Annotated in this window: 16 protein-coding genes; 5 read left to right on the top strand and 11 right to left on the bottom strand. The window is 66.9% G+C overall.

Annotated elements, in window-relative coordinates; genetic code table 11:
• Nucleotides 1-332: 332 nt before the first annotated feature.
• The 7 genes from LRX77_RS09295 to xseA all read right to left on the bottom strand — a co-directional run bounded on the left by LRX77_RS09295 (nucleotide 333) and on the right by xseA (nucleotide 8,215).
• On the bottom strand, nucleotides 333-1,055 hold the full coding sequence (locus LRX77_RS09295; RefSeq protein ID WP_231832620.1) for a hypothetical protein: 723 nt from the start codon (nucleotides 1,053-1,055) through the stop codon (nucleotides 333-335).
• Nucleotides 1,056-1,783: 728 nt separating this feature from the next.
• Complete coding sequence (locus tag LRX77_RS09290; RefSeq protein WP_231832674.1) at nucleotides 1,784-3,085, bottom strand: PhoH family protein; 1,302 nt, start codon at nucleotides 3,083-3,085, stop codon at nucleotides 1,784-1,786.
• Between the two features lie 707 nt (nucleotides 3,086-3,792).
• Entirely contained in the window at nucleotides 3,793-5,184 is a 1,392-nt protein-coding gene (locus tag LRX77_RS09285) for a class II fumarate hydratase (RefSeq protein WP_331716157.1), read from the bottom strand.
• A 69-nt stretch (nucleotides 5,185-5,253) separates the two neighbouring features.
• Nucleotides 5,254-5,925: a carbonic anhydrase gene (locus LRX77_RS09280; RefSeq protein ID WP_231832619.1), complete on the bottom strand. Its 672-nt coding sequence runs from the start codon at nucleotides 5,923-5,925 to the stop codon at nucleotides 5,254-5,256.
• 44 nt (nucleotides 5,926-5,969) lie between these two features.
• Complete coding sequence (locus tag LRX77_RS09275) at nucleotides 5,970-6,641, bottom strand: DUF4245 domain-containing protein (RefSeq protein ID WP_231832618.1); 672 nt, start codon at nucleotides 6,639-6,641, stop codon at nucleotides 5,970-5,972.
• On the bottom strand, nucleotides 6,628-6,945 hold the full coding sequence (locus LRX77_RS09270) for an exodeoxyribonuclease VII small subunit (RefSeq protein WP_231832617.1): 318 nt from the start codon (nucleotides 6,943-6,945) through the stop codon (nucleotides 6,628-6,630). Before LRX77_RS09270 ends, LRX77_RS09275 begins: the two co-directional genes overlap by 14 nt.
• A gap of 10 nt (nucleotides 6,946-6,955) precedes the next feature.
• Entirely contained in the window at nucleotides 6,956-8,215 is a 1,260-nt protein-coding gene (xseA, locus tag LRX77_RS09265; RefSeq protein ID WP_231832616.1) for an exodeoxyribonuclease VII large subunit, read from the bottom strand.
• 214 nt (nucleotides 8,216-8,429) lie between these two features.
• On the opposite strand from xseA, the gene LRX77_RS09260 reads away from it, so the two are divergent.
• Nucleotides 8,430-9,443, top strand: a complete 1,014-nt coding sequence (locus tag LRX77_RS09260) for a 4-hydroxy-3-methylbut-2-enyl diphosphate reductase (RefSeq protein WP_231832672.1) — start codon at nucleotides 8,430-8,432, stop codon at nucleotides 9,441-9,443.
• A gap of 50 nt (nucleotides 9,444-9,493) precedes the next feature.
• Here the strand turns inward: LRX77_RS09260 and LRX77_RS09255 are convergent, their stop codons facing one another.
• On the bottom strand, nucleotides 9,494-10,996 hold the full coding sequence (locus tag LRX77_RS09255; protein ID WP_231832615.1) for a DEAD/DEAH box helicase: 1,503 nt from the start codon (nucleotides 10,994-10,996) through the stop codon (nucleotides 9,494-9,496).
• A gap of 182 nt (nucleotides 10,997-11,178) precedes the next feature.
• On the opposite strand from LRX77_RS09255, the gene LRX77_RS09250 reads away from it, so the two are divergent.
• Nucleotides 11,179-11,943 carry a ferritin-like fold-containing protein gene (locus tag LRX77_RS09250; RefSeq protein WP_231832614.1) on the top strand — a complete coding sequence of 255 codons (765 nt, stop codon included), beginning with the start codon at nucleotides 11,179-11,181 and terminating at the stop codon, nucleotides 11,941-11,943.
• A gap of 65 nt (nucleotides 11,944-12,008) precedes the next feature.
• Here the strand turns inward: LRX77_RS09250 and LRX77_RS09245 are convergent, their stop codons facing one another.
• Nucleotides 12,009-12,233: a DUF3107 domain-containing protein gene (locus tag LRX77_RS09245; protein WP_231832613.1), complete on the bottom strand. Its 225-nt coding sequence runs from the start codon at nucleotides 12,231-12,233 to the stop codon at nucleotides 12,009-12,011.
• Between the two features lie 208 nt (nucleotides 12,234-12,441).
• Here LRX77_RS09245 and LRX77_RS09240 point away from each other — a divergent pair, with 208 nt between their 5' ends.
• A complete protein-coding gene (locus LRX77_RS09240) occupies nucleotides 12,442-15,828 on the top strand; it encodes an ATP-dependent DNA helicase (RefSeq protein ID WP_231832612.1) in 3,387 nt (1,128 codons plus the stop codon).
• Entirely contained in the window at nucleotides 15,825-19,121 is a 3,297-nt protein-coding gene (locus LRX77_RS09235; protein ID WP_231832611.1) for an ATP-dependent DNA helicase, read from the top strand. Before LRX77_RS09240 ends, LRX77_RS09235 begins: the two co-directional genes overlap by 4 nt.
• Nucleotides 19,122-19,135: 14 nt before the next feature.
• On the opposite strand, the gene LRX77_RS09230 is transcribed toward LRX77_RS09235, so the two are convergent.
• A complete protein-coding gene (locus tag LRX77_RS09230) occupies nucleotides 19,136-20,425 on the bottom strand; it encodes a phosphotransferase (protein WP_231832610.1) in 1,290 nt (429 codons plus the stop codon).
• A gap of 22 nt (nucleotides 20,426-20,447) precedes the next feature.
• Here LRX77_RS09230 and LRX77_RS09225 point away from each other — a divergent pair, with 22 nt between their 5' ends.
• On the top strand, nucleotides 20,448-22,121 hold the full coding sequence (locus LRX77_RS09225) for an ATP-dependent helicase (RefSeq protein ID WP_231832609.1): 1,674 nt from the start codon (nucleotides 20,448-20,450) through the stop codon (nucleotides 22,119-22,121).
• On the opposite strand, the gene LRX77_RS09220 is transcribed toward LRX77_RS09225, so the two are convergent.
• A complete protein-coding gene (locus LRX77_RS09220; protein WP_231832608.1) occupies nucleotides 22,090-23,202 on the bottom strand; it encodes a hypothetical protein in 1,113 nt (370 codons plus the stop codon). The genes LRX77_RS09225 and LRX77_RS09220 overlap by 32 nt on opposite strands.
• Nucleotides 23,203-23,204: the final 2 nt, after the last annotated feature.

Here is a 23,204-nt window from a genome sequence, read left to right as displayed (position 1 = left end):
GCCGTGCAAGAGCATCTGTGTCGGACGCCTGGGCCGTGCAGGAGCAGACAGGCCGTGCAGGAGCAGATGCACCGTGCAGGAGCAGATGAGCTTCGCAAAGCAGGCGTCGTGCTGGCCGAGAGGGGTGGTGCAGGAGCAGATGTGTCAAGCAGGAGCACCAATTGCGGCAATCACGCTCCAGACTGGAGCAAATGCTCCTGCACGGCACGTTTGCTCCTCGTAGCAAGACGTGCGTGTACTCCAAGGCAAAAGGCGAGTCCAAGAGACTGAGATGGCTGGGCGAGTGCCGGGCCGGCACAAGGCTTCTATCCAACGAGTGCATGGCGCAGAGTTCAACAGCTCGGCGGGATTCGAGGTCTGAGCTTCTCCGGGCAGAATCGCGCGAGCAGGGCTTCGATGCTGCTGAGCACCAAATCCCAGTGGTAGATGATTTGTGCGAAAGTGAATCGCAACGGGATGACCCCGGTTTGGGCTGAGCGTGCCGCTTTCGCATGATCCTTGACATACCGGCCTGGCTCAGCGTGGCCGCGACCATCGGCTTCGAGCGAGATGATCTCCTCGATGAGAAGGTCAAGTCGCTCAAGACTCGGAAGTCGTACCTGAATCTTGACGTCGTAGCCGAGAAGCCTCAGACGGACGCGTGGGTATGACTCGATGATTGATTCAGAGTCTGCATCGCTGAGAGCCAAGACCTGTCTGCCAAGCGAGGAACGCATGAGCTCTGAACGAATCTCATCTTCTCGGAGTGCCGACGCTGGGGGCAGCTTTCTGCTGCGTGCAGTGTGCAAGAGTCCGTCGACGACGGCAACAGCTTCCACGATCTCAAGCCGTCCCAGTGCGTGTCGGAGCGCCTGCTGCCAGGGGACGATTCCAAATGGAGCTGCTGGCATGGCGGCGTGGTGCACGTAGTGGGTGTGCAGGCGCTCTCGCTTGATCGGCGCAGTATGGCCCACCTGCACAATATGGCCGTAGGCGTCAGGAGGAATTCGACCGCCCCAGCGTGCCAGTGCGTGCGGGCCGCTGAGGACACCTCCCAGCGAGACCGCTCTGAGCACGTGAGGATCTGGTGCAGGAGCTGTCTCGACCCAACCTCTGCGGATGGTCTTGATCAGTCCCTGACGCCGTGCTCGCGCGAGGTCTGCTCGTGAAGCGCCTTGTTGCAGAAGCCAGCGCACTTGGACGACTCCAGTGGGTACCAGGGCGAGTAAGTCTTGCATGAGAATACGATGCCCTCATCGGGCGCTCAGCCGATTCCTGGTCCGTCTGGTGTTGACGAGATGCATGGCCTGTGCCGGTTGTGCAGAGTGGAAGGCCCCCGAGTCGTGAGAACGCGGAAGCAGCCGGCTCAGTCGAGCATTTGCCCCGTCTCGATACTCGTGGCAGTGAGCTGTTGACAGCCTGGGCCTGCGCTCGGTCACACCTGCAGATGAAGTCGAACGAGATCCTCACCTGCTCGCTTCGCACAGCAGGAGCATCTGAACCGTGTAGGAGCAATTCTCGCCGAAGAGCGCTCCCGCTCGTCACAGATGCTCCTGCTTGGTGGAAGCTGGGTTCAACGGCCAGGAGATGTCGAACTCATGCGCTCCTGCGAGGCATAAGCGCTCCTGCTCGGGGCAGGTGCTCCTGCTTGGCGGGGTCAGCGCTCAAACGGCCAGAGGCCCTTGAACGCAATCGCAGCCCCGAACCTGCAGCCCCGAACCTGCAGCCCCGAAGCTGCAGCCCGAACCTGCTCGCGACTCCGGCAGCAGACACCAGCCACCACCTGACCGCACAGCGTCTCTGACTAGAAGTCCCCGAGCACATCGGTCACCAGGCCTGCGATCTCGCTGCGCTCGCTGCGTGTGAGCGTCACATGCCCGAACAGCGGGTGCCCCTTCAGCTTCTCGACCACCGAGGTGATGCCGTCGTGCCGGCCGACCCGCAGGTTGTCGCGCTGATTCACATCGTGTGTCAGCACCACACGCGAATTCTGCCCGATGCGGCTGAGCACCGTCAGCAGCACGTTGCGCTCGAGAGACTGCGCCTCGTCCACGATCACGAAGGAGTCATGCAGCGACCGCCCGCGAATATGCGTCAGGGGCAGCACCTCGACGAGCTCGCGCGCCACGATCTCTTCGAGCACCTGCGGCGACACAACGGCGCTGAGCGTGTCGAACACCGCCTGGCCCCACGGGTTCATCTTCTCGTCCCGATCGCCCGGCAGATACCCGAGCTCCTGCCCACCGACCGCATACAGCGGACGAAACACCATGACCTTGCGATGCTGCCCGCGTTCGAGCACCGCCTCGAGCCCTGCACACAGTGCGAGCGCCGACTTGCCAGTGCCGGCCCGACCGCCGAGCGACACAATGCCCACGCTCGGGTCGAGCAGCAGATCGATCGCTAGCCGCTGCTCTGCACTGCGCCCGTGCAGCCCGAAGATGTCGCGGTCGCCCGAGACCATCTTGACCTGCCCGTCGGCGAGCAGCCGCCCGAGCCCCGAACCGCGTGCCGACGAGAGCACCAGTCCCGTGTTCACCGGCAGCTCCTCGGTGCCGTCGAGGTCGACGCGATCCTCGTTGTAGAGCGCTGACATCTGATCGTCGGTCACGTGCAGCTCGGCGAGGCCGGTCCATCCTGTGTCGACGACCTGCTCGGCGCGATACTCGTCAGCCGCAAGCCCGAGCGCCGACGCCTTCACCCGCATTGGCATGTCCTTCGACACCACCACGACGTCGCAGCCCTCGACCGACAGGTTCTGCGCGACCGCCAGAATGCGCGAGTCGTTCGTGGATCCGCTGCTCTGAAACCCGCTCGGCAGTGCTGCGGTGCTCGAATGGTTCAGCTCGACGCGCAGCGAACCGCCCTCGTCACCGATGGGCACGGCGAAGTCCAGTCGCTCGTGTTCGCGGCGCAGATCGTCGAGGTTTCGCAGCGCCCGGCGCGCATAGTATCCGAGCTCCGGATCGTGCCGCTTGCCCTCCAGCTCGGTCACGACAACGATCGGAATCACCACTTCGTGCTCGGCGAACCGAAAGATCGCGTCGGGATCGCTGATCAGCACTGACGTGTCGATCACGTACGTGCGCTGCCCGGTGCCGATCAGATCGGCGTGATGTGCGTGGGCGAATTGACCGGCGCCGGTGCCGGCTGTACTGCCTGCTGTCTGGGCGGCGTTCCGGCTCGGTGCCTGCACACTGCGTGCGGATGCGATGGTCTGCCCGCCTTCGACGGTCGCGCTGGTCGACTCGCTGCGGTGGGATGTTGTGGCCACGTTGACTCCTCAGACGACTGATGCGTGAGGGGCCGCTGCCTTCCTTTCGGGAGGGGAGGCCCTACCCGCGCCGATCGGGTGATCGGTTGTCTTGAGCCTAAAGCAGAATTGGCGCGATTCCAGTTCATTCTGCGTGTGACCGCGTGACGCTCCGGTGAACACTGAGCGACGCCCGTGTTGCCTGCAGCTGATACTGGGTAGCTCGCCATCGTTTCGCTCTGCTGCGACTGCGGCCGTAGGTCCACGAGCGAGCTGGAAGTTGGTATGCCTCAAGAGGTTTCGTCGCGCTGCTCGCCTGCCAAAAGAGAGAGATCCACAGCACTCTCAGAGCATCAGGTCGGGGCGAAACGGAATGGGGCACGACCGGGTGCTCATCGCACGCAGAGAACCGAGCATCGTCTCATGCCGCGGTCGTGCTGGGACACACGTGTCGGCTGATGCCTCGGGTGCGCCGAGAGAGCAGAGTGAAGGCACAGAAAAACGGGGAGTGGCCGGTGCCCCGATCTGGCACTGGCCACTCCCCGCAGAACTTGCGCGAATCAGAGATTCGGCGAGGTCATCGACAGCACGTCGAGGGCCTTGTCGAGCTGCTCTTCGGTGATCTCGCCACGCTCGACGAAGCCGAGGGCGATGGTCGCCTCGCGCACGGTGACCTTGTTGGCCACGGCGTACTTCGCGATCTTCGCCGCGCTCTCATAGCCGATCACCCGGTTCAGCGGTGTGACGATCGACGGTGACGACTCTGCCAGCTGGCGAGCACGCTCGACGTTGACCTTGATGCCGTCGACGGTCTTGACCGCGAGCAGGTGCGTCGAGTTGCTCAGCAGGCGGATCGACTCGAGCAGTGCATTGGCGATCACCGGAATCTGCACGTTGAGCTCGAAGTTGCCCGAGGCACCAGCCCAGGTCGCAACCGTGTCGTTGCCGATGACGCGCGAGGCGACCTGCAGCACCGCCTCGGGAATCACCGGGTTGACCTTGCCGGGCATGATCGACGAGCCGGGCTGCAGATCGGGCAGGTGCAGCTCGCCCAGACCGGCGTTGGGGCCTGACGACGCCCAGCGCAGGTCGTTCTGAATCTTGATCAGGCTGACGGCGATGGTGCGCAGCGCGCCCGACGCCTCGACCAGCGCGTCGCGCGCGCCCTGAGCCTCGAAGTGATCTTTCGCCTCGGTGATGGGCAGCCCGGTGTCTTCACGCAGCAGCTCGATGACCTTCTGCGGAAAGCCCTTCGGCGTGTTGATGCCGGTGCCGGTCGCGGTGCCGCCCAGCGGCACCTCTGCGACGCGTGGCAGTGCAGCCTCGACGCGCTCGATGCCCAGACGAATCTGACGCGCGTAGCCGCCGAACTCCTGACCGACGGTCACCGGGGTGGCGTCCATCAGATGGGTGCGGCCGGCCTTGACGACGTCCTTCCACTCATCGCGCTTCGCCTCGAGCGAGCGGGCGAGCTCGTCGAGCGACGGGATGAGATCTTCGAGCAGCGCACCGGTGACGGCCACGTGCACCGACGTCGGGAACACATCGTTCGACGACTGCGAGGCGTTCACATTGTCGTTCGGGTGCACCGGCTTGCCGAGCGCCTGCGACGCAAGATTGGCCAGCACCTCGTTGGTGTTCATGTTCGAAGACGTGCCCGACCCGGTCTGGTAGACATCGATGGGGAAGTGCCGGTCGTACTCGCCGGTGACGACCTTGTCAGCGGCGTCGGCGATCGCCTGAGCGACGTCTTGCTCGAGAATGCCCAGCTCGGCGTTCGCCAGCGCGGCGGCTTTCTTGATGTGCGCCAGCGCGGCGATGTGCCGGTGCTCCAACCCGGTGCCCGAGATGGGGAAGTTCTCGACGGCTCGCTGCGTCTGTGCGCCGTAGAGTGCGTCAGCAGGAACTCTGACCTCTCCCATGGTGTCGTGCTCGATGCGGTATTCGGTCACTGTTACAGCCCTTCTTTCTGTTCTGTGCTGCGTTGCACGTGCAGCTTCGAGGTGGATGCGGTGGTGGGGTCAGTGGGAGAGCTCGCGCCCGGCGGTGCTCGTGACCGACTGCCCGAGGTCGAGGCCGCGCGCAGTGATGGCGCGCACACGTGAGGTGCTCAGATCGTAGATGCTGCCGACCACCGCGGTCTCGCCACGGCTCACCGCGGCGGCGACGAGCTCGGAACGTTCCATGATGGCCTGCACCGTATTCTCGACCTGCAGCTCGCCGATGTGTCGCGGCGAAGTGTCACCGTCTCGCCCGGCCTGCGTGACTGCCGGCTTGATGCGGTGCAGCAGCTCTTCGAGAAAGTAGCCGGGGGGCGTCGGCTGCTCCGGGTCTGCGGCGGCGATGGCTCCGGCGATCGCGCCGCAGCTCTCGTGACCCATCACCATCACCAGCGGCACGTGCAGCGAGCCGACCGCGAATTCGATCGATCCGAGGATGCTGGTGCCGATGACGGCGCCGGCGTTGCGTACGACGAAGAGATCGCCGAGGCCCGCATCGAACACGATCTCGGCAGGCACACGGGAATCGCCACAGCCCAAGACGACTGCTTTCGGAGACTGCCCGGTCAGCAGCTCCTGTCGGCGAGCCTCATCGCGATGCGGGTGGCGACAGCGCATCGTGGCGAAACGGTCGTTGCCCTCCTGCAGCTCATCCCATACCTCTTGAGGCGTACCAAGTTCCAGCTCGCTCATGGCTCTCCTTCGTGCCGGTGTGCGACGGTTCGTCCGATCGGGGGTCAGCTGTTCAGCGAGGTCAAAGTCGCGTCGACCAGCTGGGCGAACTCGTCGTCATCGGCTGTTCCGTTGAAGATCAGTGTAGTTCCCGCGACCTCGGTGGTCAGCGCGTAATCGTTCTGCCCCTTCTGAAAGTCGGGGGAGTCTCGCTGGTCATAGACGGTGAACGCATGGCCGGAGAGCTCGATCTGGCCGGTCGGCCGTCGGCCGTCGAGATCCTGGCTGACCCAAGTCGGGTTCGCCCCCCTGACCTGCTCAAACCGGATGTATTGGTGTCTTGGCGTCAGGAACCCGATCGTCCAGACTTGCAGCTGGTTCGTGGGCTCCTGGTCGATGTCGGCGCGATTCGCCTGCCAGCCCTGGCCCGGTTCGGGAACCGCGAGCTGCCAGTCGATGGTCGGCTGGATGCCCTGCGCCGTGCCCTGGAAGTCGACGGCATCGTGCATCGGTGAGTTGTCGCGGGGCACGACGATGAGCATCAGCACGAGCACGCCAGCGCATGCGATGATCGCGAGAATCAGATTGCGCAGCGTCTGCTGGGCGCGGTGCTTCTTCGCAGAGTCAGAGGCCTGAGACGGCACCGGGCCGCGCGGAGGCGCAACTGCTCGGTCGCTGTCAGCTGGGCTGTCGGCAGTTGAACTGGCGACGCGCTCGGTCTGATCAGAAGACGTCATCGTCGCCTGTGCTCGTCGCTGCAGCGCCGGCAGCACCAGCACCGGCAGCACCGGTGTCCTCGTCGCCTGCCACGGCGCTCTGCCGACCTGCTGCTGAGGTCTCTTGCGCGGCCTCGAGGCGCTGGCGTGCGCCGGTGAGCCACTGCTCGCAGCGATCAGCGAGGGCGGTGCCGCGCTCCCAGAGCTCGAGCGACTCTTCGAGGGTCGCACCGCCTTGCTCGAGACGATTGACGGTTTCGGCCAATTGGTCGCGAGCGGTCTCATAAGAGAGGTCGGCGACCTCTTGCGCATAGTCGTGAGCCATGATCGACAGTCTACTTTCTCTCTGCGGCGGCGAGATGATGGTCTGAGATCTGGTCGACGGTGCTCTGCAGCTCTCCTGCGGCCAGCAGCACCGAGACGTGCTGCCCGACGGTCGCATCGGCGGCGTTCGTGAGCACGGTGCCGTCGTCGAGACGGGCGATCGAGTATCCCCGTTTGAGCGTCGAGAGCGGAGAGAGCGCGACGAGGTGCCCACGAAGAGCCTCGATCTGGCTGTGCCCCCGTTCGAGCGTGCGGACGAACAGCTCGGACGAGCGGTCTCGCAGCCGGTTGACGTCTTCGGCGCGCTCGTGGAGCATCCACTCAGGGTCGCGCATGACCGGACGACTGCGCAGCTGCGCCAGCCGCTCGTGCTCGTTGCGCAGGCGGCTGCTCATCGCCGTCAGCAGGCGGGTGCGCGCCTGTGTGGTGCGCAGCAGCTCGTCTGAGACGTCTGGCACCACCCGCTTGGCGGCGTCGGTCGGAGTCGAGGCGCGCAGATCGGCGACCTCATCGAGCAGCGGGCGATCGTTCTCGTGACCGATGGCGCTGACGATCGGAGTGTGCGCCGCTGCTGCCGTGCGCAGCACCCGTTCGTCGCTGAACCCGAGCAGGTGCTGAAAGTCGCCGCCACCACGGGCGATGATGATGACTTCGACCTCGGGGTCTGCATCGAGCTGCTGAATCGCGGCCACGACCTCGTCGGGCACGCGTTCGCCCTGCACTGCGGTGTGGATGGTTCGAAAGCGCACGGCGGGCCAGCGCAGGGCGGAGTTGCGCAGCACGTCTTTCTCGGCGTCTGAGTTCGCCCCGGTGATAAGACCGATCAAACCGGGCAGGAACGGCAGGCGCCGCTTGCGCTCGACGGCGAAGAGCCCTTCGGCGGCGAGCTGTCGACGCAGGCGTTCGAGTCGTTCGAGCAGCTCGCCCAGCCCGGCGTGACGCAGCTGGGAGGTCACGAAGGTGAGCGACCCGCCCTTGGGCCAGTAATTCGGGGTGAAGAGCCCGACGACGCGGTCGCCCTGGTTGAACTCGCCGAGATCGATGCGGCGGGCGGTCGACGACCAGATGGCGAACGAGAACGTGGCGTCTTGGTCAAGGTCTTTGAGCTTGCCGAAGACGTTGCCGCCGCGCACGTTCCACTGTGTGATCTCGCCTTCGACCCAGATGCCGCCGAGACGGTCGATATAGCCCTTGAGCTGCTTCGCCACTCGTGCGACCGACCATGGCGCGTCGGACGTCGCCGGGCCGTCGTGCTGAACCTGCTCGCTCATCGTGCTCCTGTCTCATGTCGTGCCCGCTGCGGCCGAACCATCTCTGGTCGCAGCCCGCAGCCCGCAACATGCCTGCCGTGTGCACCGCCTTGCGCGGCCGAGTGCGCAGTCAGCTGCCGCGGCGACGGTGGCACCGTATCATGAAGGTGTGACACCAGAAGCCGCGAACGATCCCGTCTTCGTGCCGACTCCGCGCGTTCCCCGCGCCGCGCCGGTGCTGCCGGTGATCGCTGATGATGACAGTCTGCCCCCTCGTCGGGTGCTGCTGGCTGCCCCACGCGGGTATTGTGCAGGAGTCGACCGTGCCGTTGTGGCTGTGCAGAGAGCGCTCAAGATCTATGGCGCCCCCGTCTACGTGCGCAAACAGATCGTGCACAACAGACACGTCGTCGCCGAACTCGAGGAAGACGGAGCGGTCTTCGTCGAAGAGCTCGACGAAGTGCCCTCGGGGGCGCACGTCGTCTTCAGTGCGCACGGCGTCGCTCCCAGCGTGGTCGCCGAGGCCGCAGAGCGCGAGCTGCAGGCCATCGACGCCACCTGTCCGCTCGTCACGAAAGTGCATCGCGAGGCGAGGCGATACGCGAAGCAGGACTATGACATCCTGCTGATCGGTCACCGCGGTCATGAAGAGGTCGAAGGCACCTCAGGCGAGGCGCCCGACCACGTGCAGATCGTGAACGACCCCAGCGAGGTCGACCACGTGGTGGTGCGCGACCCGGCGAAGACCGTCTGGCTCAGCCAGACCACGCTCTCGGTCGACGAGACGATGCGCACGGTCGAGCGGCTGCACGAACGGTTTCCCGAACTGGCCAGCCCCCCGAGCGACGACATCTGCTACGCCACGTCGAACCGACAGATCGCGATCAAGAACATCGCGGCGCGCTCCGACCTGGTGCTGGTCGTCGGCTCGTCCAACTCGTCGAACACCATGCGGCTCGTCGACGTCGCGCTCGATCACGGCTCTCGGGCCGCGCACCGCATCGACTTCGCGCATGAGATTCAGCCCGAATGGCTCGCCGGCGTGCGCACCATCGGAATCACCTCAGGCGCCTCGGTGCCCGACGTGCTCGTCGACGAAGTGCTGGCCGCGCTCGCCGAGGCCGGCTGGCGTGACGTCGAGGAGGTGCGCACCGGCGAAGAAGACCTCACCTTCTCGCTGCCCAAGGAGCTGCGTCGCGACCTCGCGGCCGCAGGCGAAGAAACCGGGTTGGGCGGGCACACGCGCTGATCTTGCCCGCGCCGCTGACCCGCCCCGATCTGCCTGCGGATCAGGTCTGACTATTCGGCCGAGGCCGCGGTCTGCTGACCGTGACCCTGACCGGCTTCGCCGCCCTGACCATGACCGCGCCGGCGACGACGGCGACGAGGCTTCGCGGCCTCGCCCGTCTGCTCCTGCTTCGCCTCGCCCTGCTGCCCGCCCTGTGAACGATGGTCGTCACGACGATCGCTGTGGGGCCGGTCGCGGTCTCCGTGCTCGCGCCCGCGACCGTTGCCGCGGCGCCCGCCACGGCGTCCGTCGTGCGAGCCCTGGCCGCCGCGTCCGCCGTGATCTTGGCCGCCGCGCGAACTGCGGCGCTCGCCGCTGCGCGTCGATGCTGTGAGTCGGCCGGTGGCAGCCTCGGGAATGTGCAGATCGCTGAACAGATGCGGCGATGTCGAATAGGTCTCGGTCGGCTCGGGCTGGCCGAAGTCGAGCGCCTTGTTGATCATGCCCCAGCGGGCGACGTCCTCCCAGTCGACGAAGGTGACGGCGATGCCGTGCTTGCCGGCGCGGCCGGTGCGGCCCACGCGGTGCAGATAGTCTTTCTCGTCTTCGGGGATGCTGTGATTGATCACGTGGGTGACATCGTCGACGTCGATGCCGCGGGCGGCCACGTCGGTGGCGACCAGCACGTCGGCCTCGCCGTTGCGGAACCTGTTGAGGTTGCGCTCGCGCTGATCCTGGTTGAGATCGCCGTGCACGGCGACGGCCTTGAATCCGCGGTCGTCGAGCTCGTCGGCGAGGCGGCTCGCGGCGCGCTTGGTGCGGGTGAAGATGACGGTGCGGCCGCGGCCCTCAGCCTGCAGGATGCGACCGATGATCTCGTCTTTGTCGAGCGGATGCGCGCGGTAGACGAAGTGGTCGATGTTGGCCTGTGTGAGGCCCTCGTCGGGGTCGACGACCTGCACGTGGATGGGATGCGTCATGAAGCGGCGGCTCAGCGAGACGATCGCTCCAGGCATGGTGGCCGAGAACAGCATGGTCTGGCGCACGTCGGGCAGCTTCGAGAAGATGCGCTCGACGTCGGGCAGGAACCCGAGATCGAGCATCTTGTCGGCCTCGTCGAGCACGACGAAGCGCACACGGCCGAGCTGCAGGATGTGCTGCTGGTTCAGATCGAGCAGGCGGCCGGGGGTGCCGACGACGATCTGCGCGCCGTCGTTCAGCGCGGCGATCTGATCGTCGTACGACTTGCCGCCGTAGATCGCCGCGATCTTGACGTCGGGGCGGTGCGAGGCGGCGAAGAGCAGGTCTTCGTACACCTGCTGCGCGAGTTCGCGGGTGGGCACGACCACGAGGGCCTGCACGTGGTCTTCGGGGTGCTCGCCGAGCTCCTGCAGCACGGGAAGGCCGAAGCCCAGGGTCTTGCCGGTGCCGGTCTTGGCCTGGCCGATGATGTCGTTGCCCTTGAGGGCGAGCGGAATGGCCTGTTCCTGAATGGGGAAGGCCTCGGTGAAGCCCTTGTCGTCAAGGGCCGAGACGATGCTGTCGTCGATGTTCAGTTCTCTGAAGGTGGTCACGTGTGTTCTTTCATCTGCGCGCCGATCGGTGCTCTCGGGTCGGGAACGACGTGTGCGTCGCGTCACCGACCGGGCACCCAAGGCGCTGATCTGCACTGCCTGTCATCAGGCATCGCTCCGATTCTACCGGGTCAGCGGCCGTTTGCCATCAGATCGCATCGACTGCGGGTACGATGAAGCCCGTGTTCAAACTCTTTCGTCGCCGCCAGAAGGGCACCGAGCTGCGTGTTCGTTCGCGCTCGGAGTCTGCCCACACGTCTCGCCCGACGAATGTGCGCATCGATTTTCTCGCCCCCGACTCCGAGGTGCTGGTCGGCACGCTCGCCTATTTCAAACTGTCGGCGTTCGAGTATCTGACCGGCGTGCTGCCGCTCATCGAGCAGCCCGACCTGCGCGCGCAGACCGCCGTGGTGGCCGAAGAGCTGCTGATCAGACACCGTCACTATCGCGGTGCGTTCGGCCAGGGCGACAGCGAGCTGACCTTCGGCGGCGTGCAGGTGCACCAGGCCGACTCAGACGAGCTGTGGTCTCGGCTCAGCCCGAACCTGTGGCAGGAGGCAGTTCTCGCGGTCTATCTGGTCGACGGGTTCGCCGACGACTTCGTGGCACGGCTCGGCAGAGGGGCGAAACTGCGCACCGGTCTGCGCTGGCCGGTCGCCGAGCGCCCTGATGCGGACGCTGCGCTCTCGGTGCTCGCACAGGAGATCGAGCGCACGGACTGGCTGGCCGATCGGCTGGCGATGTGGGGACGTCGCCTGGTGGGCGATTCGCTGCTGTGGTGCCGTGCTCTGATGGTGCTGCCAGACCCGGTGCTGCGTGCGCTGCGTGACACCTCGCTGCATCGTGACGACGAAGTGCAGCAGGTGATCTCTCAGATCGAGGCTGTGCATGCTGACCTCATCGCGGGGCATACGGCGCGCATGGAGAGGCTTGGGCTCACCGCCTAGCGTTCCCGGCTTCTGCGGCAGGTCGGCGAGCCCACAGCCTCAGCTGCTGACGGGATGCGGCGTGGTCAGGAGACGAAGCCGACGCGGCGGGTCTCCTGCGGGCCGACCTCGACATAGGCGATGCCCGCTGCGGGAACGACGAAGAGGCGCCCCTTGTCATCGATCAGCCTGAGCACGCCGTGCTCGTCGGCAACGGCTGTGCTGACCGCCTCGGTCACCTCTTCCGGCTTCTGAGCCGATTCGAAGCTGAGCTCACGAGCGCTCTGACGAACACCGATTCTGACCTCCATGGAGACTCCTCACTCTGGTCTGCGAGACGCTCACACCGAGCAGCCTCAAGACGACGACATACGGGTCTCAGTCTAGGCCACCGCTGTTCTGAGAGCCCACGGAGTCGTGCCTGTTCGGAACCATTTCCGCTCACGGCGCACAAATCCGAAACGTTCGGCTGGCAGGGCCCTCAGGAGTCGTGTCGGAGGGGTGTCGTACCGTTGAGACATGCCTGAGATCAGATTCACCAGCAGTGCCTCAGCACCAGCCCGCGTGCTCGACCGATCTGCGCTTGACGCGTCGCAGCTGCAGGTGATCGAGCGGTCGCAGCAGGGGCATCTTCGTGTGCTGGGCGCCCCGGGCACCGGCAAGACGACCGCGCTCGCCGCAACGGTGATCGACGCCCTCGATCGGGGCGTGCGCCCTGAGCAGATACTGGTGATCGCCTCGTCGAGGCAGTCTGCGGCTTCACTGTCGACGCTGGTCGACGCCGGCCTGCGCGACGTGTCGGCGAGTTCTCTGGTGCGCACAGCAGCGTCGCTCGCCTTCGAAGTGCTGCGAGCGGTGGCTCTGGCGCACGGTCAGACACCGCCGCGTCTGCTGACCGGCGGCGAGCAGGATCGCCTGCTGCAAGACCTGCTGCACGGCCACGAGACGGCGGATGTCGCCGGCGGCGCACTGCCCTGGCCGCCGGTGATCGGGCCCGAGGTTCGCGAACTGCGCGGGTTCCGCACTGAGCTGCGAGAGCTCTTCGGACGGGCGTATGAATACGCGGTGACGCCGCAGCTCATGGCGCAGCTCGGGCAGACCACGAACCGTGCCGAATGGGTGGCCGGTGCTCAGCTCTTCGACGAGTACCTTGCCGTCAAACGGGCCATCGAAGAGACTGCGACGGCCTATGACTCGAGTGAACTGGTCTCAGCCGCGGCCGAGGTGCTGGCCGACACCCCGCCTGCGGGGCTCGCCGATCTGCGGCTGGTGCTCGTCGACGACCTGCAAGAGAGCACTGCTGCGCTGATCGGGCTGCTGCGGCCGCTGGTGCAGCGTGGCGCACGACTGGTGACCTTCGGTGATCCAGATCAGGCGACCAACGGCTTCCGCGGTGGTCGCCCCGATCTCGTCGCACACCTGCATGACGAGATCGGGGTGCGCGCCGAGCAGTTCGTGCTCGAGCAGAGCCATCGGCTGCACGGCCAGCTCGCCCAGGCGGTCAGCAAGATCCTGCAGCACGTCGGCACTGCATCCGCCGGCGAACAGCGCCGGGTGCTGCAGGCGACGGCCGGACGCGCAGAGAATGCCGGACGCGCAGAGAATGCCGGACGCCCAGAGAATGTCGGACGCTCAGACGCGGCCCGACGTCAGGCAGCTGCCTGGGAGGCGCAGACGACTGATGCGAAGGCGCAAGGCGCTGTTCAGAGCATCGGCAGAATCGCTGCGAAGTCATTCGCGACGTCGAGCGACGAGATCACCGGTGTCGCCGGAGTCCTGCGCCGGCGACATCTCGAAGAGCACCTGCCTTGGGCACAGATGGCCATCGTGACGCGATCGTCAAGCGAGCTGGAGCAGCTTTCGCGGCAGCTCGCGGCGGCCGGCGTGCCCGTCTCACTCTCTGGCGTCTCGGGAGCGCTGCGCGACGAAGCGGTGAACCTCGATCTGCTGCGCACCGTCGAGGTCGGCTGTGGGCTGCGCGACCTCGACGAGCAGGTCGTCACCGAACTGCTGACCGGACCGCTCGGCGGGCTCGACGGTGTGCATCTGCGACGAGTGCGCCGTGCGCTGCGCGAACGCGAACTGGCCGAGGGCGGTGAGCGGCGAGCCTCAGAACTGCTCGTCGACGCTGTGCGCGGCGGTACCGGGCTGCCGCATGCAGGGCCGTTAGCGGGGGCAATCGCACAAGTCGACCGGCTCTTCGCGCTGCTGGGCGAGATCGGGCAGGGCAACGAGCGCCGGGCTCCGGCGGTCGAACTGCTCTGGCTGGCCTGGCAGAAGGCTGGGGTCGCAGACGAGTGGCGCAAGCAGGCGCTCAGCGGCGGGGTCGCCGCCGTCGACGCGAACCGCAGACTTGATGCCGTCGTCGCGCTGTTCGCCTCGGCTCAGCGACATGTCGAACGCTTTCCCGAGGCCGACGCTGGCGAGTTCGTCGAGCAGCAGCTGCAGCAGAGCGTGCCCGAAGACTCGCTCGCCCATACCGGTCGTCGCGACGCGGTGTTCCTGGGGTCGGCTTCGGCGACGATCGGCCTCGAGTTCGACACGGTCGTGGTGATGGGGCTGCAAGACGGCGCCTGGCCGAACACACGTCAGCGCAACACGCTGCTCGGCGCCGAACAGCTCGTCGAGACGGTGCGCGGCGAGCGCGACGTCGATCGCCGTCGCGAGGTGCTGCACGACGAACTGCGCATGTTCGTGCAGGCCCTGAGCCGTGCGCGCTCGCACGTGCTGCTGACCACGGTGATCGACGAAGACAACGCGCCGAGCATGATACTCAGAATGCTCGACGACATCGTCAGCACTGAGGCGGCCGAAGGCGAAGAGTACGGCTGGTACACCCTGCGCGGCGTAGTCGGCACGCTCAGACATCGACTCAACGGGCATCCAGACGACCAGATCGCCGCTCGCGCGCTGGTCGTGCTCGCGCACGCGGATGTCCGCGGGGCCGCTCCGGCCGAATGGTCCGGGCTGGCCGATCTGAGCACGACCGAGCCGCTCACCGAGCTCGATCCGTTCGCCGGCGACCTCGACGCTCCGCTCGCTGTCGAGACCAGTGACCGCATCGGCCGCCAGACCGGCGACACAGCGATGGCCGCAGCCGTCGAAGGTCCGCTGGTGCGGGTCTCGCCGTCGTCGCTGCAGATGTTCCAGAACGATCCGCTGGCCTGGTTTCTCGGACACATCGGGGTCGACAGCGGCGGCATGTCGACAGGCATCGGCACGCTGATCCACGAGGCCTTCCAGAAGGCCGAAGAAGAGCACCACCGTGATCTCGACCGTCTGGTCGGCCAGGTGCGTCGGCGGTGGGGCGAGCTTGACTTCGAGACCCCCTGGCAGTCGCGCATGATGCTCGACGACGTCACCAATCGGCTGCGCAACATGCGCGCGTACATGCTCGACGCCGACAAACTCGGGGCACGAGCCATCGCGCTCGAAGAAGGCTTCACCGCAGAGTGCGGCATCGCTGAGATCATCGGAACAGTCGACCGCATCGAACAGCTGCCCGACGGGGCCGTGCGCATCATCGATCTCAAGACCGGCCGGCCCTTCAAAGAGGCCGAAGTCGCCGAGAACCTTCAGCTGCTGGCCTATCAGATCGCCGTGGCCGCCGGGGCGGTCAACGGAGTCGATGCTGCGAAGCTGCAGCAGGCGATGCTCGTCTTCGTCGGCGGCGACCGCAAGAGCTACAAGCCTCTCGTGCAGGCCGCTCTCGACGCGCAGCAGCTCGCCAACGCACGCACCTTGGTCGACCAGCTCGCTCGAGGCATGGCCGGCAGCGAATTCTGGGCCGACCTCGCCCGCACGAGACAGGGCGACGGCAGCGCGGCGACCACGCACATCCACACGCTCGGCGAGACCACGATGCCGGCTCGACAGCCGGTGCAGCACATCCAGGAGGCACAATGACGCAGCGAATCAGCGCGGCCCGCATCGCCGAGGCTGTCGGCATCTTTCCGCCCACGGAAGAGCAGCGACGGGTCATCGAGCACGAGGGCGAACAGCCGGCACTCGTGATCGCCGGTGCGGGCGCTGGCAAGACCGAGACGATGTCGCGCCGTGTGGTCTGGCTGGTGGCCAATGGGGTGGTCTCACCAGAGCAGGTGCTCGGGCTCACCTTCACGCGCAAGGCTGCGAGCGAGCTGTCGTCGCGCATCGACGGGGCACTGCGAGCCCTCGTGCGCTCTGGCCTGGTCGAATCGGTCGATCTCAGCGAGCCTCCGTCGGTGTCGACGTACAACTCGTTCGCCAACATGCTCTTTCAGGACAATGCCCTGCGCATCGGTCGTGAGCCCGATTCGACGCTGCTCACCGAGGCAGGTGCCTGGGGGTTGGCGCATGAGGTCGTGCTCGCCTCTGACGACGACGAAGCTCTGTACGAGCTGGGCAGGTCGCCGACCAGGGTCGCCGAGATGCTGCTCACGCTGACGCACGCAATGGTCGACAACAATGCCGAGCCAGACGACGTGCTGCGATTCGCGCAGGAGTTCGCCGGGCTGCTCGATCTGCCGCCCAAGCCACGGGCTCGCAAACCCGGGCCGGGCAGAGAAGTCACTGACAGCGTCACGGCGGTGCAGACACTGCAGACCCTGGTGCCCCTCGCCGTCGAGTATCAGCGGCGCAAGCGCGAACGGGGACTCATCGAGTACGCCGATCAGGTGGCGCTTGCATTCGAGGCGATCAGGCGCGACCCCAGCGCGGCCGAGCCGTATCGACAACGATTCGATGCCGTGCTGCTCGACGAATACCAGGACACCTCGGTGTCGCAGACACGGCTGCTCAGCACTCTGTTCCACGGGCAGCGGGTCATGGCCGTCGGCGACCCGAATCAGTCGATCTACGGCTGGCGCGGCGCGAGCAGCGAGAACCTCGAGGGCTTTCACCGCGACTTCGGAACCGAGGGCGCTCCGGCGAACTTCGAGCTGGCCACGAGCTGGCGCAACAGTCGGAGCATCCTCGACGTCGCCAATGCTCTCGTTGCCGATGCCGCCGCCGATTCGTCGGTGCCCGTGGTGCGGCTGCAGTCACGGTCGGGCGCCCCAGACGGTGCGGTGCAGGTGTCGGTGTCGGCCGACCTCGAAGCCGAGGCCGACGCAGTCGCCGCCTGGATGCGTGAGCGCATGTCCGAGGCGTCCACCGGCGCGGTGCTCTTTCGGGCGCGAGCGCTGATGCCGGTCTTCGCGCAGGCTCTGGCCCGAGCCGGAGTGCCGCACGAGATCGTGGGCTTCGCCGGTGTGCTCGAAGCCCCTGAGGTCGTCGACCTGCTCAGCGCACTGCGCGTCGTGCACAGCGCCGACGCCGACAACCCACTGGTGAGACTGCTGGCCGGCGCCAGGTGGCGGGTCGGCCCCGCAGACCTGCAGGCACTCGGCAGTCTCGCCAGACAGCTGGCCAGCTATGACGCCGATCTGCAGAAGCTGGCTCCGGCAGTGTTCGAGCAGATCAAGCAGTCGGTCGCCCGAGACGACCAGGCCACGCTGGTCGACGCCCTCGACCTGATGGTCTCTGGCGGGCCTCGCGTCGAGCATCTCATCACCCGAGCCGGGTTCTCACGGGCAGGCGTGCTCCGACTGCGAGATGCTGGTGTGCTGCTGCGCTCGCTGCGCAGCCACGCGCACCTGCCGCTCACCGAGTTCATGCAGCTGGTCATCGAGCGCTTGGGCATCGACGTCGAGCTGCGGGCCAACGAGAGTCTGCGCCGGCCGTTGCAGAACCTCGATGCGCTGCTCGCGAAAGCGAGCGAATACATGCACAGCGCTCCGGCCAGCACACTTGGCGGATTTCTCGCGTGGATCGCCCAGGTGGAACGTCGAGAGCGTCTGGCGGCCGAAGGAGCCCAGACACAGCAGGGCGTCGTGCAGCTGCTGACGGTGCATGCGGCCAAGGGGCTGGAATGGGATCACGTCGCAGTTCCCCGGCTCGTCGAAGGCGAGATGCCGGCGCGTCTGACCTCGGCCAAAGGCTGGCTGTCAGCAGGTGAGCTGCCCTACGAGTTTCGCGGTGACCGCCTTGATCTGCCCGAGCTCGCCTGGCGTACTGCAGCCGATGCCGCTGAGTTCGGCGAGACGCTTGAAGCGTTCGGCGAACACGAGAAGCGTCGTCACCTCGACGAAGAACGACGCATCGCCTACGTCGCATTCACCCGAGGGCGCGACGACCTGCTGCTCTCCTGCTCCGCCTACCGGGCCGATCGGGTCGGAGCGCGCACGCCGAGCGTCTTTCTCAGCGGGCTGGTCGAACGCGGGGTGCTGCCCGATTTCTCAGACGACTTCACCGGGCAGCCCGAACCGGTCGAACGCGGCGTCGACCAGTTCCCGTGGCCGCAGGATCCGCTCGGCGCACGCCGTGCCTCGGTCACCGCTGCCGCCGCAGCCGTCGAAGCGGTCGAATCCGCGCCTGCGGCCGCAGGGCTGAGCGCAGACCCTGCCACGTGGCCCGACATCGGCGGCTGGAAGGCGCCGATCGAAGCGCTGTTGAAAGAGCGCGCAGATGCCGGCCGAGGGCTCAGCATCGAACTGCCGAGTCGCGTCGCCGCGTCGCGCATGCACGAGTTCCTCACCGACCCCGTGGCCGTCGCAGCGCAGCTCTATCGGCCGATGCCCATCGAACCGCACCGCGAGACCCGTGTCGGCACGCTCTTTCACGAATGGGTCGAAAGGCGCTATCGGGTCAGCGATCAAGAGCTCCCTCTCACTGCTGAGTCGTCTTTCGACGATCTGCAGTCGACGCCGGCCCTCGACGAGCAGGGCCGACTGCGCGCCGACAGGCTCGCCCCAGAAGAACGCCCCGGCACCGCACCCACTGTGCTCGACGAACAGGCGAGCGCCCGGCTCGCCCGGCTGCAGGCGACGTTCGAACGCAGCCGGTGGGCAGCCGCACGGCCGGTCGCCGTCGAGACGCAGATTCGTCTGCCGTTAGGTGACGTTCAGACCGTCTGCAAACTCGACGCGGTGTTTCGCACCGACGAGGGCTACGAAGTCGTCGACTGGAAGACCGGTCGGGCTCCGCAGACCCCGGCCGAGCTCGACGAGCGACAGATTCAGCTGGCGCTCTACCGTCTGGCCTGGGCGCAGCATGTCGGCGTCGACGTCGCCGAGGTCTCGGCGCGGTTCTACTACGTCGCAGACGATCGTGAGATCGCCCCGTCACGATTCTTCACAGCAGACGAGCTCGCCGAACGGTGGTCGACCATCGCATCGTGATGCGGTCGTGCCGGTCAGGCGCGAGCGGTGGAAGACTCCGGCGCGTCGTCGTCGACGATCGTGGCGTTCTCTTCGTTCGCCGCAGAATGCGGTGAGCCGTCGCCGTCCGCCTCGTCGGCATCGGTCTCAGATCGGTCATCGCCGTCTGCGATTTCGCCGTCTTCGATGACTTCGGCGACGACTACCTCGTCGGTCTCCTCCTCGACGACGATCTCGATCGGCTCGGTCATCACGATCGGCTCGTTCGGCTGCGCCGCAGCGCCAGCACGATCAGCGGGACGCGCCGCAGCACCCGCACCACGCTCGGCGCGGAAGTCATCGGTCGAACCTGCTGCGGCATCCGCCGTCGGGCGCTCGGCCTCGAAGACCGGGTCGGTCAGCAGCAGGCGGTAGTTGCCGTCGACCAGATCGGCGAGATCCTGCAGCATGTGCTTGGCGTCTTGGGTGATCTTGTCGTCGTCGCCGTCGACGCCGTGCAGCAGCCATTTGGCCACCTGCAGCTCGGCATAGAGCGTGGCACGGCGGCGCAACGACTTGAGCGCGCCCTCGCCGCGGGCCGACCCGTAGGCGTCGAAGACCGCGTCGACGGCCTGCAGCACCGCCGAGTGCATCAGCCATGAGAAGTCGAGTGCCGGGTCTGAGATGCGCAGCCCGCCCCAGTTCAGCACGCCCGAGACCTCGTCAGCCTCGATCAGCACCGCCTGGTCGTCGAGCTCGCCGTGCACCACGGTCGGCTCGAACTCCCACAGGCCGTCGTCGTCGATCGCGGCAAGCCAGCGGTCGAGCAGCGCGCGTGGCACCAGCCGCGTCTTCTCCGCGCGCACGATGATCGTTCGAGATCGTTCGCGCACGACCTCCGGGTGCTCGTGCGGCAGCCCGTAGTCGTCGACGAAGCCGGTCGGCAGCGTGTGCAGCGCGGCCAGCGCACGTCCGAGGGATGCGGTGGCCGGCGATGTCTGGGAGAGGTCGGCGATGTCGATGAGCACGCCGGGAATGTACGTGTAGATCAGCGCAGCCGACCCGGCGAACTCGGCGCGCCCCGCCTCGCTGGGCACCTGGAAGGGGAGCCGGGTGCGAATGCCGGCGCTGAGGGCGCTGAGTGACTTCAGCTCTTCTTCGAGATGGCGGTAGGCGGTCGGCGAGTTCGGCACTCGGATGATGAAGTGCCGGTTCTGATCGTCGGCGACGACGGCAGAGTCGTAGTCGCCGGTGGTGCCGGCGGTGTGCATCGCGACCGAGGTGACCTCGAGGCCGGGAATTGCCGAAGTGGCGAGTGCAGCTAATGTGAGAGGAGACCGACTCATGTGACCAGAGTAGAGGACGAGGATGCCGTCAACAGCGACCGCCACGCACAACGACCTGCTCGGCGGGCTCGATGTGCAGCAGCGCACGGTCGCTGAGGCGCTCACCGGGCCGGTGCGCGTGCTCGCGGGCGCCGGCACCGGCAAGACACGGGCCATCACGCACCGCATCGCCTGGGGCATCCAGCAGCAGATCTACCAGCCGAGCTCGGTGCTCGCACTCACCTTCACCAGTCGCGCCGCGGCCGAGATGCGGCTGCGCCTGCAGCGGCTGGGGCTGCCGCCGGTCGCCGCCCGCACCTTCCACGCCGCCGCCCTCGCGCAGCTGCGGCACTTCTGGCCGCGGGTGCTCGGCACCAGACTGCCGAACCTGCTGACCTCCAAGGCCCCCGTGATCGCCGAGGCGGCAGCGGCCTGCGGCATCGAGAGCATCGACACCGCCCGGCTGCGCGACCTCTCGTCGCAGATCGAGTGGCGCAAAGTGCGCTCGCTCACCGTCGAGCGGTATCTGCTCAGCGACCACGCCGGCGTCGACGGGCTCGCCGACGAGCAGGTCGCGGCGATCATGATGCGCTACGAACGGCTGAAAGAGCAGCGCCGCAGCATCGACTTCGAAGACGTGCTGCTGGCCATGACCGGGATGCTGCGCCAGGAGCCGGTCGTCGCCGACGAGGTGCGCGACCAGTACCGCTTCTTCGTCGTCGACGAGTACCAGGACGTCTCGCCCGTGCAGCACGACCTGCTGCGCGAGTGGATGGGAAGGCGCCGAGATCTCTGCGTGGTGGGCGACCCGAGCCAGACCATCTACTCGTTCTCTGGTGCCGACCCGCGTTACCTGCTCGACTTCGAGAATGAGTTCGCCGGCACGACCTCGATCGAGATGAGCCGCAACTATCGCTCGGCTGCCCCGATCGTGGGGCTTGCCAACCGCATCATGGCCGGGCGGCCGGGTGCCGTGAAGCTGCACTCGCCGACGGCGGGGCCGACGCCGATGCTCAACAGCGCTAACGACGAGTCGCAAGAGGCGACGCTGGTCGCAGCCCGGATCCGTGCGCAGATCGACTCAGGTGAGAGTCCTGGCGAAATCGCAGTGCTGATGCGCGTCAACGGGCAGACCGCCCGCTACGAGCAGGCGCTCGCAGATGCCGGAGTGCCCTACAAGCTGCGCAGCGCCACTCCGTTCTTCTCACGTCGCGAGGTCGTCGACACCATGCTGCTGATCGGCGTGGCCGCGGCGTCGACACCCGAGGAGCTCGCGCTGTCGGCCGTGCTCAAAGCGATCGGCGAGGCCGGGTGGAAGGCGGATCCGCCCTCGCAGGCAGGTGCCGTGCGCGAACGATGGGAGTCGCTCGACGCGATTCGTCGCCTTTGCGTCGACGCCGGTGAGCGAACACAGCTGGCCGTCTTCAACCGCGAGCTGATCGAGCGGCGCGAGCAGAAGCATCCGCCGCCCACCGAGACTGTGATGATATCGACCATTCACGCGGCCAAAGGCCTGGAATGGGACCACGTGCACGTCGTGGGGCTCACCGATGACTACCTGCCGTTCGGCGGGGGTGCCGATGAGGCGCAGATCGACGAAGAGCGGCGACTGCTCTACGTGGCGGTCACGAGAGCGCGGCGCACGCTGCACCTGTCGTATCCCGAGCGCGTGGCGGGTCGCGCCGTCAAGCCGTCGAGGTTTCTCTCGGAGCGCTGATCGCCTCGTCGAAGGGCTGGTCACGGCACAGACAGCGCGGATGCGGCTCGTGCGCGAGCAGCCGCGTCTGGCCGTCGTGCACGACGACGCGGCGATTCCAGATCTGGGGCAGCCGGCTCGGAGAGGCGGCGAGCGCGTCGAGCGCGCAGCGAACCGCGAGCGACGTGGCCAGCGCGACGTCGGTGGGCAGCGGAGCCAGCCGTGCTCTGCGCCACATCTGATCGCAGATGAGGGCCCAGTCGTCAATCTGGTCACGTGCATGCTGATGCACGCAGCCGAGGCAGCCGGTCTGGCCTGGTACGACCAGGGGCCCGACGACGATGGCGCCGGTCGCGGTGGCCCACACGCTCAGGTGCACGCGATCGTCACGCAGCAGAGGAGTCCACTGCGCGGGGTGCGGTGGGCCGTAGCCGCAGACGATCGTCAGGTCGTCGTGCGCGTCGTCGCCGGTCGTGATCGCGCAGTCGTAGAGCTCGGCGATCTGGGCGTCGTGCTGATGCCACGCGCCGGGCGAGACCGGCTGCCGCAGCGCCGCCTCGGCGGGCAGCCTGTGGCACCGATCGGCCGGGTGCGGTGAGCCGTCGAGTCCGTGCGGCACGGCGGGGTCGGGCCGATGGTGCAGCGTGGCGCAGCCACTTGCTGCGAGCGTGCGCAGAATGGCCGCCGGCAGCGACCCGTGCCCGGTCACGGCGACCTGTGCACGCTGAACGTGTTCGGTCGCGCGATGGTGCTCGGCGAGAGAGTGCGAGGGCCGCACGTTCCAGAGTCGGTGCAGACTCAGCGGCTGCGGTGTGCGCTGGCACCGGTCGCCGAGCTGCGCGAGCAGGCCTTCGACGGATGCCGGCGTCAGCCCGCCTCGCTCGGCTCGTCGTCGCAGTTCGTCGTCGGTCACGCCGCTCTGCAGAGCGACGAGCAACGATTCGATGCCGGGACTCGGGTCGTCGAAGACGACCGGATGCTGCAGGCCGACCTGCAGTCGCCCGCCTGCGCGCCAGAGCAGCGGGTGCTCTGGATGCAGCTGCAGCGACGGCGGTGCGAGACGGGGGTCCGAGGCTGATGATGAGGCCGTTCGCGTGTTCATGC

The organism is Pseudoclavibacter sp. 13-3 (assembly GCF_021168475.1).
GTDB lineage: Bacteria > Actinomycetota > Actinomycetes > Actinomycetales > Microbacteriaceae > Pseudoclavibacter_A.
Note: the sequence above shows the minus strand (reverse complement) of the source record. Positions and strands in the feature narration are given on the sequence as shown.

Coding starts and splice junctions, on each gene's coding strand:
- LRX77_RS09280 (WP_231832619.1), bottom strand. CDS start 5,925: ATGAGCGAGCTGGAACTTGGTACGCCTCAAGAGGTATGGGATGAGCTG.
- LRX77_RS09275 (WP_231832618.1), bottom strand. CDS start 6,641: ATGACGTCTTCTGATCAGACCGAGCGCGTCGCCAGTTCAACTGCCGAC.
- LRX77_RS09270 (WP_231832617.1), bottom strand. CDS start 6,945: ATGGCTCACGACTATGCGCAAGAGGTCGCCGACCTCTCTTATGAGACC.
- xseA (WP_231832616.1), bottom strand. CDS start 8,215: ATGAGCGAGCAGGTTCAGCACGACGGCCCGGCGACGTCCGACGCGCCA.
- LRX77_RS09245 (WP_231832613.1), bottom strand. CDS start 12,233: ATGGAGGTCAGAATCGGTGTTCGTCAGAGCGCTCGTGAGCTCAGCTTC.
- LRX77_RS09240 (WP_231832612.1), top strand. CDS start 12,442: ATGCCTGAGATCAGATTCACCAGCAGTGCCTCAGCACCAGCCCGCGTG.
- LRX77_RS09235 (WP_231832611.1), top strand. CDS start 15,825: ATGACGCAGCGAATCAGCGCGGCCCGCATCGCCGAGGCTGTCGGCATC.
- LRX77_RS09230 (WP_231832610.1), bottom strand. CDS start 20,425: ATGAGTCGGTCTCCTCTCACATTAGCTGCACTCGCCACTTCGGCAATT.
- LRX77_RS09225 (WP_231832609.1), top strand. CDS start 20,448: ATGCCGTCAACAGCGACCGCCACGCACAACGACCTGCTCGGCGGGCTC.
- LRX77_RS09220 (WP_231832608.1), bottom strand. CDS start 23,202: ATGAACACGCGAACGGCCTCATCATCAGCCTCGGACCCCCGTCTCGCA.